The organism is Solibacillus sp. CAU 1738, from assembly GCF_039888725.1.
Taxonomy (GTDB): domain Bacteria; phylum Bacillota; class Bacilli; order Bacillales_A; family Planococcaceae; genus Metasolibacillus.
In genome coordinates, this window is sequence record NZ_JBDQQN010000006.1 from 109,561 (window position 1) to 123,703 (window position 14,143).

15 protein-coding genes are annotated in these 14,143 nt (G+C 37.5%); 7 read left to right on the forward strand and 8 right to left on the reverse strand.

All coding sequences use genetic code 11. The features are described 5' to 3' along the window. Positions 1-134: 134 nt before the first annotated feature. The 8 genes from AAFN87_RS16460 to AAFN87_RS16495 all read right to left on the reverse strand — a co-directional run bounded on the left by AAFN87_RS16460 (position 135) and on the right by AAFN87_RS16495 (position 5,895). A complete protein-coding gene (locus AAFN87_RS16460) occupies positions 135-368 on the reverse strand; it encodes a hypothetical protein (protein WP_347792154.1) in 234 nt (77 codons plus the stop codon). A 171-nt stretch (positions 369-539) separates the two neighbouring features. After that, positions 540-1,001: an NUDIX hydrolase gene (locus AAFN87_RS16465; RefSeq protein WP_347792155.1), complete on the reverse strand. Its 462-nt coding sequence runs from the start codon at positions 999-1,001 to the stop codon at positions 540-542. Positions 1,002-1,028: 27 nt separating this feature from the next. After that, on the reverse strand, positions 1,029-1,496 hold the full coding sequence (locus AAFN87_RS16470) for a DinB family protein (RefSeq protein ID WP_347792156.1): 468 nt from the start codon (positions 1,494-1,496) through the stop codon (positions 1,029-1,031). Positions 1,497-1,560: 64 nt separating this feature from the next. Next, a complete protein-coding gene (locus AAFN87_RS16475; RefSeq protein ID WP_347792157.1) occupies positions 1,561-2,193 on the reverse strand; it encodes a class I SAM-dependent methyltransferase in 633 nt (210 codons plus the stop codon). A gap of 354 nt (positions 2,194-2,547) precedes the next feature. Further along, complete coding sequence (locus tag AAFN87_RS16480; protein WP_347792158.1) at positions 2,548-3,552, reverse strand: serine hydrolase domain-containing protein; 1,005 nt, start codon at positions 3,550-3,552, stop codon at positions 2,548-2,550. Between the two features lie 29 nt (positions 3,553-3,581). Continuing rightward, positions 3,582-3,953: a YybH family protein gene (locus AAFN87_RS16485; RefSeq protein ID WP_347792159.1), complete on the reverse strand. Its 372-nt coding sequence runs from the start codon at positions 3,951-3,953 to the stop codon at positions 3,582-3,584. A 57-nt stretch (positions 3,954-4,010) separates the two neighbouring features. Then, a complete protein-coding gene (locus tag AAFN87_RS16490; RefSeq protein WP_347792160.1) occupies positions 4,011-4,577 on the reverse strand; it encodes a DNA-3-methyladenine glycosylase I in 567 nt (188 codons plus the stop codon). A gap of 442 nt (positions 4,578-5,019) precedes the next feature. Next, a complete protein-coding gene (locus AAFN87_RS16495; protein ID WP_347792161.1) occupies positions 5,020-5,895 on the reverse strand; it encodes a LysR substrate-binding domain-containing protein in 876 nt (291 codons plus the stop codon). 116 nt (positions 5,896-6,011) lie between these two features. Here AAFN87_RS16495 and AAFN87_RS16500 point away from each other — a divergent pair, with 116 nt between their 5' ends. The 7 genes from AAFN87_RS16500 to AAFN87_RS16530 all read left to right on the forward strand — a co-directional run bounded on the left by AAFN87_RS16500 (position 6,012) and on the right by AAFN87_RS16530 (position 14,092). Beyond that, positions 6,012-7,022, forward strand: coding sequence for a YeiH family protein (locus AAFN87_RS16500; protein WP_347792162.1), 1,011 nt, complete (start codon positions 6,012-6,014; stop codon positions 7,020-7,022). Between the two features lie 286 nt (positions 7,023-7,308). Continuing rightward, positions 7,309-8,085, forward strand: coding sequence for a 3-hydroxybutyrate dehydrogenase (locus tag AAFN87_RS16505; RefSeq protein ID WP_347792163.1), 777 nt, complete (start codon positions 7,309-7,311; stop codon positions 8,083-8,085). A gap of 46 nt (positions 8,086-8,131) precedes the next feature. Then, positions 8,132-9,184, forward strand: coding sequence for a DmpA family aminopeptidase (locus tag AAFN87_RS16510; RefSeq protein WP_347792164.1), 1,053 nt, complete (start codon positions 8,132-8,134; stop codon positions 9,182-9,184). 637 nt (positions 9,185-9,821) lie between these two features. Beyond that, entirely contained in the window at positions 9,822-10,358 is a 537-nt protein-coding gene (locus tag AAFN87_RS16515; RefSeq protein WP_347792165.1) for a M15 family metallopeptidase, read from the forward strand. Next, positions 10,355-11,149: a M55 family metallopeptidase gene (locus AAFN87_RS16520; protein WP_347792166.1), complete on the forward strand. Its 795-nt coding sequence runs from the start codon at positions 10,355-10,357 to the stop codon at positions 11,147-11,149. Before AAFN87_RS16515 ends, AAFN87_RS16520 begins: the two co-directional genes overlap by 4 nt. Before the next feature lie 23 nt (positions 11,150-11,172). Next, the gene (locus tag AAFN87_RS16525) at positions 11,173-12,240 is read left to right on the forward strand and encodes a dipeptide epimerase (protein WP_347792167.1); all 1,068 of its coding nucleotides are present in this window, start codon (positions 11,173-11,175) and stop codon (positions 12,238-12,240) included. Between the two features lie 28 nt (positions 12,241-12,268). Beyond that, on the forward strand, positions 12,269-14,092 hold the full coding sequence (locus AAFN87_RS16530) for a peptide ABC transporter substrate-binding protein (RefSeq protein WP_347792168.1): 1,824 nt from the start codon (positions 12,269-12,271) through the stop codon (positions 14,090-14,092). Positions 14,093-14,143: the final 51 nt, after the last annotated feature.

The following is a 14,143-nucleotide window of genomic DNA, read 5'->3' on the forward strand; positions in this document are numbered from 1 at the left end:
TTCTATAGTTATATAGATGAATCGCTACTTTTTTATTGATTGGACATCTTTATCTTCTGAATTTTATATAACCACTAAATACGAATAGACGTCTCAGTTCTTATGAGGCGTCTATTCAAATATTCTACTGCTTCTTATTCATCTATATTTTGTTTAACAGTACCTTTTTGTGTAGTAAAGGCGGGTATAATAGCTGGCTGGATTTGTTTCGTTAGTGCGTTCTGCTCACTAGCCCTATCATTATCCACTTCATCAATCATATTAATATTGTCAATATCCCCTAGTACACTCGCTAATATATACGTACTACTCAAAAAAAGCGGACCGATGAATAACAATGATGCAAATTTCAGTCGCTTATACTTCATGCAAATCCCTCCTTTTGACGTTTTCTATTTAAACAGTGCTTTATCAAAATACTATTCCCAATTCCGATTAAACTAAACATAAAAATAGTATTTTTTTGATATTTGAGTTAGAAAAAATTATATTCGCAACAAATTAATAAAAAAATTACCCTCTTTTTCGAGTGTTGACGTTTATTTTGCTTTATCTAGTATTTCCTCGATATATGGCTCGATATAACCGCGGTAGCCATCTGTTAATCCGGCCGGTAAATCTCTCAAAGAAAAATATTGCATGCTAACGGACTCTATTTCATCAATATCTAATATTCCTTTTGCGTCTCTTGTTAAGTACACCGCGGTTACTGAATACAGCTCATCACCATTCGCTACTTTTAAATAATAATCTGGCCCTGAAAATACACCTAGAAGCTTTAATTTACCTATTTCTAAACCTGTTTCTTCACGCACTTCTCTTCGCGCCGTATCCTCTAGACTTTCGCCCAGCTCCATCAGCCCGCCCGGCAAGCCCCAGCCACCATCTCGACGTTGTTGCAATAACACTTCATTGTGATCATTCATAATGATCGCAACCGAACCAGGCAAAATAAGCGGTTTATGTCCTACATATTTTCTTAACTCTTTGAAATACTCCACTTACAATCCCCCCTATAAAAGCTAATTCTATTTTTTATTTAAAAAATCAGCGCATTGTTTAAAATGGTGCTCATCATGCTGAATTAGCCCTAAAAAATAAGATGTCCAAGTTAATAGAGAATCATTAATTTTAAATTCCTTCACCCAACAATCTTCTCGAATAGCCTCTATTTGTTCAATCAATCTAGAACGAATTGAAGTGAACTCTTCCAACACTTCATGAGGTGGTTTATTCAAAGCAGTTTGCGCTGCATGCTTATTTATCTTTTCTACAGACGGACTAGCTGGTAGTGATTTTCCGTTTATTAAAAACGGTACTCTTTTATTGATCACAAATTCATCCCATGCTATTAAGTGCCCGATAATTTCAACGATACTCCATTTCCCTTGAGCAATCGGTTGTTGTAATAGTTCTTTTGAAAAAGAGGCATACTTGTTTGCATGCTGGATGCTTTCGCTATAACATGCTACTATTTTTCCCTTACTATGCTGCATTAATTCACCAAGCCTTTCAAGAAAAAGAGCTGCCTAAAATTAACTTCAGACAGCTCTATCGTATTTAACTTAATTTCGAAATTACAAATATACCACCACAATGTGAGATTGGATGAAATTCTACCTTACATTTACCATCCAACAAACGACTGAATTGCTCATGAACAAAATAGTATTCATCATCATCCCAATAATCGACGCTTTCATGACGACATTTTTCAAGCTGCTCCTGCGTTTCAAAAGCGATATCTCCAATATATATTTTGCCCGACTGTGTCAGTTGCGGTAATAGTTCTAATATATAATCGACTTTCCGCTCATCTGTCAAATGGTGCAGTGCATATGTGCTAATAATCGCATCATAGTTTGTGTCAAAATGCGCAACAGGCAACCCGTTATTTAAATCCCATTCATAAAGATGCGCCAGTGGCATTTTAGTTTTTGCAATTTCGAGCATTTTAGAAGAAAAATCAAAGCCGCTTATTTGATGACCATGCTCATATAATTTCGTTGTTAGCACACCTGTTCCAAAACCAATATCTAATACAGCACCTATACCTTGCTGCATCACTTCATTAAAAATCGTATTTAATATTTCTTTATAGCCTGCAAATGGATACTGATTGCTTTCCTCACTTAATTGAACTGTTTTGTCATAGCCATTTGCCCATAAATCAAAGCCTTGTTTACTTAACATTGAATGCTCCTCCTAATGATCGATAGGCGAACAGCACTCGATACTATTAGTTCGCCATATCCTCTTTTGTTATCGCTATTAGTGAATTCAAATATACTTTTACCATAAAAATCACACCTTTCTATTGTTAGGTGAATTATAACGTATACCCAGTAAAATCCAAATGATATTTTTCTGCTCTTACACCATTTCAGCTTTGATGAATTTCGTGATTGTAATATCGTTTCCAAACAACAATAGTTAGCAAAAGTACAACCCAAAAAACAATCACCATCCCACTAAATCCAACAATATACAGCTGTTTGCGTAAGTAATGTTCGAGCAGTATTAGCAGTGTTCTAGCTGGCGCTTTCCTTATTCGTCCCCTACACTACATTGAGCACATAAAGCCCCGAAATCATGAACATCATCCAAATAATTGAATCCATCTGGTGAGCCGAAGCTATTAAATGCTCTCACTGCAACCAAGTTGAATAGAGGAATTACTAAAATGGCTACACTTGTATAACCTAATAGCTGATACGAACCTTCAGGAAGTAACGGGCTTAACTCTGAATTAGATACTCCACGCTCGTTTTCTTGGACAAACCAAAAGAAGCCATTTTTAGCTGCTACAGAAGGAATTGATTTTGGTGCTTGTATCGCTGTCGCGAGTTCGAAAATTTCTTTTGGGATTACTTGCACATCGTTTACTACCCCTTTATGTAAGTGCAGCAATCCCCATTGTGCTAACTCCCGAATGGATGCGTACATATTCATTTTGCTTCCATCTGTAAGTTCGCTTTCATACCAAAACGGACTATTATGGTGAATTACTTCAACATGATGTTCGGATAATGCGCCTACCCAATTGGTTTCTTTGAAATTAAGTGGTTTGAAAACAACGTCATGGAGTATCGATGCAGCAGTTTGCTTCGTTGTTAAATGAATAATCTCGACTAACAAATCTACACCAATTCCCCGATATGCCCAATTTTCCCCTGGCTCAAATTCACGTATAATGTCCTCGTTCACTTTTCTTAAACCATGAGTATGCGTCAATAAATGACGTATCGTAACCCCTTTTAATACATCCAAATCACTTTTTAGATAGAGCGTAATTTCGTCATCTAGCGATCTAATATATCCATGATACAATGCATATGCCGCTGCAAAACCAATATATGTTTTTCGAATAGAGGCTAAATGAAATTGTGTTTGTTCATTTACAGTTTTCATAGGGCATTGTTTCGACTGCGTACCCCAATACTCTTCTACAACCATTTCATTATCTTGAACAATCATTAAGCCGCCAGCTGAACAATCCAATTGTTGAAAAGTATGCTTTACTTGCTGTATTACTGGCTCAAAACCCACCATGGAACTATACCTCCGCTGTGTAAATATTATTAAAAGTTACTGAGATGCTCATGAATTAACTTCCAATCACCATAGTCGTTTTTAATAAATATGTTCGTCGCTCTGCCTTTACCCGAAATAAATTCACCGTTGAAATAACCTTGATAATGGTACGTATATATACACGTTGCTGTCTTTTCGTCGATTGATAACCATTTCACATCTTCTGCTGCATGCACTTCTTCTTTAATCGTATCCCATGCACGTTCAAAATTACTTTGGATTTCTAGTAAAGAAGTACAGGTTTTATTGGTAAACCAATAGACAGCATTTTCATCAAGAATTTGTTTCACATTATTGAAATCATGCGAATTGGTTGCTGTTATATATTGTTGTAAAGCTTGTGCATATGAACGCTCCATGACATATTCCCCTTCTCTCATAGACTGAATACATGTTACCGACATTCTCTTTTTTACCTAATCCTCCGCTACCTCATAACAACAACAGTCTACTGTATGATCTTTTACCATACCGACCGCTTGCATAAATGAATAACAAATCGTACTGCCGACAAATTTGAAACCGTCTTTCTTTAGTTGCTTGCTCATTTTATCGCTAATCGGCGTTGTTACAGGAACATCTGCTATTGTTGACCAATGATTAAGTATCGGTTTATGATCCACAAAGCTCCAAATGTAGTGTGAGAACGATTCGTGTTTTTCTTGTATACGTAAAAATGCTTGAGCATTCGTTACGACACTAGCAATCTTCAATTTATTGCGTACTATCCGCGCATCTTCCTTTAACTCGGCTAGCTTGTCCTCTGTATAAAGCACAATTTCAGACGCGTCAAACTGGTCAAACGCTTGTCGGTAGCCCTCTCTTTTTTGTAAAATCGTCCACCAGCTAAGCCCTGCCTGTGCCCCCTCTAAACAGAGCATCTCAAATAACTGCTGGTCATCGTACACCGGAACCCCCCACTCATTATCATGATAGTCTACATATAACGGCTCATTTAGTTTTACCCACGCACATCGATTCATTGAATTCTCTCCCATCTTCTCTATAACGATTTGTAACTAAAAATATCCAATTATTTTCAGTATATAAGAATCAAACCTTTATGAAAAATCTAGCATAGCATTTCATTGTCATGTATCAACTTGTTCACATTAATGCCTTTAATGACTGTTATTCAATAGTCTTCGCACGAGAAAACCGTTAAGTGATGGAAATATGATAGTGCAAAATGAAATCAATAAGTTTAAAATCTAAAATCAAATCACAAAAGACCCTAAGAGTAAGATTTGAAAAAGTTCCTTTTCTTATCCATACAAAAAATCCTCATCATCCTTTTTACAGGTGATGAGGATTTTTTATTATGTATTTCACTAAATAATTTGTTCACTCCTTATATCTTTCCTCTTACATGTGTAATTCACTCCATTGATAGCCTTTTTAGTGAACCTACAAAAGTAGGCTAAACTATTTTCTAATCAATTCAATGAATGTTTCAACATTTCGCTTATTTTTCATTGTAGGTGGGTACAAATATGAGAATGTTCTTGTAAATCGGTGGTCTTTAAGAGGCAAAATTTTGATATCGCCGTTTTTGATTTCACGCTCAATCACACTTCCAGATAATAGTGATAGTCCGAGCCCTTGCATAACACTTTCTTTCACACCTTGATTACTACTAATCGTTACGAGCGATTGTACTTGAATTCCATTTACCCTAAATAAATGTTCTAAATAATCTCGGGTACCTGAACCAACTTCTCGCGCAACCCAGTTTTGCTGCTGTAACTCATCAACCGTAATTGTCGTTTGTACAACTAGAGGATGACTGTTTGTGCTAACTATAAATAATTCGTCTTGCATAAAAGGCTGAATAGTGAGATCACTGTCATGCGCTTGCCCCTCAATTAAACCAATATCGACTTGTATTAACTTTGTAAGGTGTATAATTTCGTCCGTATTTCCGATAATAACTTGTAGTTCAAGTTGGGGAAATTGCTGCTGTAAAAGTGCCAAAATGGGCGGTAATATATATTCTCCAATTGTAAAGGTAGCGCCAATAACAAGTTTACCTTGTATCTCATGATGAAAGGCTAAAATATCTTCCTTCGCTGCCTCCGATATAGCCATGATTTGCTTTGCACGTTCATACAAAATTTCACCCGTTGGTGTAATTTGTACTGACTTTGGTGAACGAATAAATAAAGTCGTTTGAAATTCTTGTTCTAAGTTTTTTATATGCATACTTACACTTGGCTGAGAAATATGCAAAACTTCTGAGGCTTTCGTAAAATTATTAACTTCCACCAGTGTAATGAATGTCTTTAACGCATCATATTGCACGGTCCTCACTCCTTATTATTAGGATTATTAATAATAATGATTATATATATGTATTTTACTGATGATTTACCTTCTTATAAAGTTAAATTAAAAAAGGATGAAAGAAGTGGCATGACATGACTAATAGTAAAAAAAGGTTAGAAGATATGTCTTTTGTAAAAGGATTACTATTAACACTTATTATTGCACTAGTTGCAAAGTATATTTCGACATTTCCATTTTTCTCAATTTTAGGGCAGCTCGTCATAGCGATAATATTAGGGATGATTTGGAGAGCAGCATTAGGTGTGCCTGAATCATGGCAAACAGGAATATCTTTCTCGAGTAAGAAATTATTGCGCTTCGGTATTATTTTACTCGGTATGCGGTTAAATCTAGCAGATATTTATAATGCTGGAGCAAGCGTATTTCTTATTGCATGTATTAATTTATTATTTGCTTTAATCGTTGTATATGGCTTAACAAAGATCTTAGGTGTAGAAAAAAGACTAGGCATTTTAACAGCATGTGGTACAGCCATCTGTGGTGCTGCTGCAGTTGTTGCTATAGCGCCACAAATAAAAGCGAATGAAAAAGAAACAGCTGTAGGTGCTGCGATTGTGGCCTTACTCGGGACAATATTTACGCTTGTTTATACATTATTGTACTCGATACTTGGTTTAACGCCGACGGAATATGGTATTTTTGCAGGTGGTACATTACATGAAATTGCTCATGCCATTGCAGCAGCTGCCGCTGGTGGCGAAGAAGCCGTTGATATAGCAGTGATTGTAAAACTAACTCGTGTCGCATTACTTGTACCTGTAGCCCTAATCATTGGCATTCTATACCGAAAAGGTGAGAAAGGACAAAACAAAGAACGATTTTCATTGTCAATCATCCCGTGGTTTATCCTAGGTTTTTTAGCAATGAGCGCATTTAATTCAATTGGTATAGTCCCTCCTTCTGTTGCTCAATCAATTGTCAACCTTGCTTATATTTTAATTGCTATGGCAATGGCTGGATTAGGATTAAACGTCGATATAAAAACATTTAAGCAATTAGGTGGAAAAGCATTTATTGCAGGGCTAATTGGTTCTATTTGTTTGGCAGTTCTTGGTTATGTATTAGTTGTTGTACTCATTTAGGGTAAATAACGTTTATGTAGAAATTTTATAAATAGTTTATTGGTTTGATTATTACTTTGAGCTGATATAAATGATCTGCCCTCCGCACTTTACACCTTTGCGGAGGGTTTTTTATTATCAGGTACAATACACAATTACTAATAATAGGGTAATCTCATTATTGTTAGAATATTATAACAAATAAAATATCCCACTCCTTCAAAACCCACTATTATGTTAGAATTACTAAAATGTAATAATATTACTTATTCAGTCGGCTTCATAAAATAAGGGGAGGAAGTTAAAAATGGTAGAAAACAAAGTCGTCATTATTACTGGGGCAGCTAGTGGTATCGGGTTTGAAATCGGTAAACACTTTGCAGCAGCTGGTGCAAAAATCGTTTTATCCGATATTAATGCGGAGCTATTAAAGGCATCTACCGAGTTACTTAAAAATAAAAACTATGAAGCGCTCGGTGTGAAAGCTGATGTTACAAGTGAGGCAGATCTAGAAAACTTAGTTAAGGTTGCAAAGGAAACATTCGGCAACATTCATATCATTATTAATAACGCTGGTCTTCAGCATGTTTCTCCAATAGAAGATTTCCCTACTGCGAAATTTGAACAAATGCAAAAAATAATGTTAACTGCACCTTTCATTCTTATAAAAAACGTTTTCCCAATTATGAAAGAACAAGGATTTGGACGCATTATCAATATCGCTTCAATTAATGGTTTAGTTGGCTTTGCTGGTAAAGCGGCATATAACAGTGCTAAACATGGCGTCATTGGTTTAACAAAAGTTGCGGCATTAGAAGGTGCTGAGTATGGTATTACGGTTAATGCACTGTGCCCAGGCTATGTAGACACGCCACTTGTACGTGGACAAATGGCTGATTTAGCAAAAACACGAAATGTACCAATTGAAGACGTATTGGCAGAAGTGCTTCTTCCTTTAGTTCCACAAAAACGACTATTAGATGTAAGCGAAATTGCTGATTATGCCTTATTCCTAGCTAGCGATAAAGCTAAAGGTGTAACCGGACAGGCTATCGTTATTGACGGTGGCTATACAGCTCAATAACACCATTTATTTAAAACCGACGTTCTTATTATCGAGGAGTGATCTTATGCAAAAAAAAGGACGAGAAATGGGCATTGTCATTGGGCAATTACCTGTTGGAGAAAAAAATTGTATTACAGATGTAGCGGGCGTTCATATTGGACATGTAACGCTCCATAATGAACTTAATCAGGACGGTACATATGCATGTACTGGCGTAACTGCAATATTACCCCATGGCGGCAACTTGTTTCAGCAAAAAGTTACAGCAGCCAGTTATGTCCTAAATGGCTTCGGTAAAACGACAGGACTTGTACAGGTAAATGAGCTAGGTGTCATCGAATCTCCCATTATGCTAACGAATACATTTGGCGTACCCGCTGTAACACAAGGGACGTTGCAATATATGTTAGATACTAACGAGGAGATTGGCGATACTACAGGGACTATCAATATTGTTGTAGGCGAATGCAATGATAGTCATTTGAATTCCATTCGTGCATGCCCTGTTACACCTAAACATGCAATAGAAGCTATTCAGAACGCAACAGAAGTTGTAGCAGCAGAAGGTGCCGTTGGTGCAGGAAAAGGAATGATTTGCTTCGGCTATAAAGGAGGTATCGGCTCTTCGTCTCGCATTGTAACTGTAGCTAATGAAGATATATCCTATTCAGTCGGCTGTATGGTATTAAGTAATTTTGGACATAGCTCTGAGTTTTTAGCGGAGCGTTACTCTGTTTCAGCTGCTCAAAGCAAATCTACTTTATCGCCAACGGATGGCTCGATTATTATAGTACTTGCAACAGACGCCCCGCTTAGCAGTCGCCAGCTTACACGTGTCATTAAACGTTGTGGCATCGGTCTTGGTCGAACAGGCAGCCACTTCTCACATGGGAGTGGTGATATTGTTATTGGCTTTACAACGGCGCACACTATACCGCATACGACAAATGAACCTCTAGAAACGAGAGCCCAGCTCCGTGAAGACCATCCGATTATGAATCAGTTATTTACTGCGGCGGCGGAAGCAACAGAGGAAGCTATTATAAACTCTCTTTCACAGGCAGAAACGACAATTGGCCGTAATGGACATGTTGTCAATGCTTACATATTTGAGTAATGTACGGAGAAGTAGATTGACTATTAATAATTTGCTTAGTGCTTACTGTCTCTATAACTAACAAAATAAAATAATATATTTAATAAATAGAGTACGATCTTACTTTAAGATTGTGCTTTTTTTGTATTTCAGTTTTTTTGGCTCTTTTATAACTGTATTTAACGCAGAAATATTTATATATATACAACTCTACCTAAAGCTATGCAAGCTATAAAATATTACGATTTGAAAATAGTTATTTTTAATAACCACCCTCAAAATACAACGATTTTACACAGTTGCTCTATTTCCACATTTCTATTTAATATTGAAAAAATATCCTTTTTATCTAGGCAAAACTTTCGAAGTGTGCTAGGATTTAAATTAAAATCCAGAATTGTCTAAATTGTCTTTTTATTCACTGTACTTCCTCTTATGCAAACTGAGGTGAATCATTATACACGAAAAATTAATTCAACCCATTAAGCCATTAGCCTCAACTTCGAGGCAGCACGCTCCGACCATTCTAGACAGTGGTGAGCGACTCATTCAAATAGGGAGTGACCATCCGAGAATTTTTATTGAGCCTATTTATTACTTACAAAACATTCCGAATAGCTTAAAGTCAATCTATTTACGTGAAAATACGTATGAACGTTTGAAACAGGCGCTATCATTATTACCTGAAAAATATAGTTTTATATTGTACGACGGCTATCGACCATTACAAGTACAACAGTTTTTATTTACACATTTTTCAGAACAAATTAAAAAGCAATACCCAGGATTTACTGACCAAGAAGTCTTTAAAGAAACGTTAAAATATGTCGCGTTTCCAAGCTTAGAACGGAAGTATCCTGCGCCTCATTTAACGGGCGGGGCTATTGATTTAACTATCGGTGATTTGAATGGTAACGCTCTGAATCTCGGTACGGCATTCGATGAGATGCATGAAAAATCGGCAACGCGCTATTTTGAGCAGCACCAAGAGGAAAATGTAGAGGCACTTAATCTTCGCCGTCTTTTGTATAACTGCATGACGACAGCTGGCTTTGCGAATTATTCAGAGGAATGGTGGCATTACGATTTTGGCAATGTTTCTTGGGCAAGGCGTACGGAGGCAGAACAGGCCTGCTATGGTGCTGTCGAAACAGAAATTCAAGACAATCAAATAAAGGGGTATCGAAACATATGAAAGTATATATAAGTGCAGATATTGAAGGAATTACTGGCACAACATCTTGGAGCGAAACAGAACTAAATGCACCGGACTACCAGTTTTTCGCAAAGCAAATGACTAAGGAAGTGGAAGCAGCCATCGAAGGAGCTATTGCTGGAGGCGCAACAGAAATTTTACTAAAGGACGCGCATGATTCAGCTCGAAATATTGATATTTCGAATTTACCGGTTAATTGCAAAATCATTCGTGGTTGGACTTATGATCCGATGTGTATGGTAGCGGGGCTAGATAAAAGCTTTGACCGCGCTGTTTTCATTGGCTATCACAGCAAAGGTGGTAGTGAACGCAACCCTCTAGCACATACACTTTGCATGTTTGCTGATATAAAAATTAATGGTGAATATGCGAGCGAGTTTTTAATTAACACTTACGCAGCTGCCCTACACGGTGTACCAGTTGCCTTTGTTAGCGGAGATGTTGGCCTAACAGAAGAAATCCGGTCTATAAATGACAATATCATCACATTCGCAACAAAGGAAGGTGTTGGTAATGCAACGATTAGTGTGAGCCCTCAGTTAACACTTTCAGAAACGAAACGTCTTGTTGAGGAATCGATGAAAGTAGAGCGCGATTCATTACAAGTAACTTTGCCAGAGAGTTTTGTTGTGGAAATCATTTACCGCGACCATACACGTGCTTACCGTAATTCATTTTATCCAGGCGCAACATTTAAGCCTCATAATACAGTCGAATTCGTGACTGATGATTATTTTGAAGTGTTACGTATTTTACAGTTCTTAACATAAGCGAAAAGACAGCAGGTGACAAAATGATCATTAAAAATATAGTAGTGGCTAATGTAGAAGTACCTCTCATTACACCATTTAAAACCGCACTCAGGACAGTACACAGCATTCAAAATATAGCGGTTTATGTGCATACAGATGATGGGCAAATTGGTGTTGGTGAAGCGGCCCCAACTGCGGTCATTACTGGAGAAACGCGGGGCTCGATTATTCATGCGATTGAAGAATATATAAAGCCTGCAATTATCGGGATGGACATTGAAGATATCGCGCAAATCATGGAGCGACTAGATAAATGTATTTATAAAAATACGAGCGCTAAAGCTGCCGTTGATATGGCGATTTATGATTTATACGCCAAACGCTACAACGCGCCACTTTATCAACTACTAGGCGGTTACCGAAAGGAGCTGATTACCGACATTACCATTAGCGTCAATGACATAGCGGAAATGGTTAAAGACAGCTTAGCTGCAGTAGAGCGAGGATTTCATATTCTCAAAGTGAAAGTTGGTAAAGATCCAATAGGTGATGCTGCGCGTGTTATTGCAATAAGAGAAGCTGTTGGACCTATGATTACGATTCGTGTAGATGCCAATCAGGGATGGACGCCGAAACAAGCGGTGCGCATTATCGGTACGCTCGAGGATGCCAATACAAATATTGAATTAGTCGAGCAGCCCGTTCACTACAGTGATTTGGCTGGCATGCAATATGTGACGAAACATACGCTTACAAATATTTTAGCCGACGAGAGTGTGTTCTCACCAAAAGACGCTTTCACGATTATCGAAAGGCGTGCTGCCGATTTGATAAATATTAAGCTCATGAAAACAGGGGGCATTTACCAAGCACAAAAAATTTGTCAAATTGCTGAGACACATGACATAGAGTGTATGATTGGCTGCATGTTAGAAACGAAAATTAGCGTTAGTGCGGCAGCTCATTTTGCAGCTGCTCAGAAAAATATCACAATGGTGGATTTAGACGGTCCAAGTTTATGTATGAAAGACCCTATTGCAGGTGGTCCAGTTTTTGACAGTGAACGTATTTCGATGACAGATGCAGTTGGGATAGGGTTTTCATTATAAAAAAGAGATTACTAGGGGGATAGGTTTTATGAAAAAGTATTGGTTACTTTTGGTGTGCCTTGTTGTAGGTCTTCTTGCAGCATGTAGCGATTCCTCAGAAACATCAGAATTCCGAACAGTGTATTCAGGGGAAATTAAAACGTTAAACTACTTAAAAACTTCAGAAACAAATGAATTTGCTGTTGCAGCTAACTTAGTTGACGGGCTGATTGAGTACGATGAGTACGGTGTTGTTAAACCAGGTTTAGCAACAGAATGGTCGCACAACGATGATGCGACAGTTTGGACATTCAAGTTGCGTAAAGACGCGCAATGGGTAACACATGACGGCAAAAAGTATGCAGATGTAGTCGCACAGGATTTTGTTGACGGCTTGAACTATGTACTTGATGCAAAAAATGAATCATCAACAGCGTGGATTGCTACTGTTGTTAAAAACGGTGATGCATTCTACAACAGTAAAGACACAGGAATGACAGACTTTAGTCAAGTTGGTATTAAAGCACTCGATGAGCATACATTAGAGTACACTTTAGAAACTTCGACACCTTATTTCCTTTCTATGCTGAACTATGTATGTTTCTTCCCAGTTAACGGTAAGTTTTTAGCAGAAAAAGGTACAGACTTTGGAACAACAAGAGAAAACTTCCTGTATAACGGTGCCTATATTTTAGACAAATTTGAACCGCAAAATGAGCGTGTCCTTGTGAAAAACGACACGTATTGGGATGAAGATAAAGTAAAAATTAATCGTATTCGTTATAAATATAACAAGGAGGCAGCTACTGTAGCACCAGAGCTATTTTTACGTGGTGAAATTGATGCAACAAGTATTCCTACATCGATCATCGATGAATGGTTAAAAAATGATGAGAAGAAATCACAAGTTCGTCAAAGCCAAAACAACTTCTATTCGTATTTCTATGCGTTAAACTTTAATCCACAGTTCGATGAAGAATATGAGCCAGAAAACTGGAAGATCGCCGTAAATAACAAAGACTTCCGTAAATCACTGTATCATGCGCTTGATCGCGTATCTGCAATGATGACTGTGGAGCCTTACAATCCACAAGACATGTTAAGTAACACCATTACACCGAAAAACTTTGTTGATGTTGAAGGTGTTGACTATACACAATTAGCACCTTTAGCAAACATTACAAACAACGATTCATTCAATAAAGACTTAGCTGTGCAACATAAAGATAAAGCGATGGCAGCACTTGCAGGAAAAGCTACTTTCCCTATTAAAGTGTTAATGCCATACAACTCAGGAAGTCCAGATTGGGCAAACCGTACTCAAGTTGTTGAACAACAAATCGAAAACTTATTAGGCAAAGACTATATCGATATTATCGTTGAAGCTGGTCCAGCAACAGGCTTCTTAGGTGAAGTTCGTCGCCCAGGTAAATACGCTTTACTAGAAGCAAACTGGGGTCCTGACTTCGCTGACCCATCAACATATACTGACCCATTCTCTGAAGGTGGCACATACAACAAGCCTGAGTTTGCAGAAGGCTACACAGAAGGAAATGGAAAATCAAAATATCAAAACTTAGTTGATGCAGCAAAAGCGTCAGTAAACCCTGCAGAACGTTATGAGTTATTTGCAAAAGCAGAAGCGTTCTTAATTGAGGAAGCATTTGTCATTCCTTATGCAGTAGGTGGTAGTGGTTATGTAGCTTCAAAATTAAACCCATTTGAAGCCCAATATTCTCCATTTGGTGTTACAGCTGAAAAATTCAAAGGTCAAACAGTTTTAGAAAAACCAATGAGTAATGATCAGTTCAAAAAAGCTTTAGCGGAGTGGGAGCAAAAACGTGCGGAAGCTTTAGCAAAAGCAGCAAAATAAGAACCCGAAAGAATTATTAGCAGCATATAGTAGCTAATTATGATTGTTCAT

Bases quoted from the DNA above. Each gene is read 5' to 3' on its own strand.
- AAFN87_RS16460 (WP_347792154.1), bottom strand. From the start codon at position 368: ATGAAGTATAAGCGACTGAAATTTGCATCATTGTTATTCATCGGTCCG.
- AAFN87_RS16470 (WP_347792156.1), bottom strand. From the start codon at position 1,496: ATGCAGCATAGTAAGGGAAAAATAGTAGCATGTTATAGCGAAAGCATC.
- AAFN87_RS16475 (WP_347792157.1), bottom strand. From the start codon at position 2,193: ATGTTAAGTAAACAAGGCTTTGATTTATGGGCAAATGGCTATGACAAA.
- AAFN87_RS16480 (WP_347792158.1), bottom strand. From the start codon at position 3,552: ATGGTGGGTTTTGAGCCAGTAATACAGCAAGTAAAGCATACTTTTCAA.
- AAFN87_RS16485 (WP_347792159.1), bottom strand. From the start codon at position 3,953: ATGGAGCGTTCATATGCACAAGCTTTACAACAATATATAACAGCAACC.
- AAFN87_RS16490 (WP_347792160.1), bottom strand. From the start codon at position 4,577: ATGAATCGATGTGCGTGGGTAAAACTAAATGAGCCGTTATATGTAGAC.
- AAFN87_RS16500 (WP_347792162.1), top strand. From the start codon at position 6,012: ATGACTAATAGTAAAAAAAGGTTAGAAGATATGTCTTTTGTAAAAGGA.
- AAFN87_RS16505 (WP_347792163.1), top strand. From the start codon at position 7,309: ATGGTAGAAAACAAAGTCGTCATTATTACTGGGGCAGCTAGTGGTATC.
- AAFN87_RS16510 (WP_347792164.1), top strand. From the start codon at position 8,132: ATGCAAAAAAAAGGACGAGAAATGGGCATTGTCATTGGGCAATTACCT.
- AAFN87_RS16520 (WP_347792166.1), top strand. From the start codon at position 10,355: ATGAAAGTATATATAAGTGCAGATATTGAAGGAATTACTGGCACAACA.
- AAFN87_RS16525 (WP_347792167.1), top strand. From the start codon at position 11,173: ATGATCATTAAAAATATAGTAGTGGCTAATGTAGAAGTACCTCTCATT.
- AAFN87_RS16530 (WP_347792168.1), top strand. From the start codon at position 12,269: ATGAAAAAGTATTGGTTACTTTTGGTGTGCCTTGTTGTAGGTCTTCTT.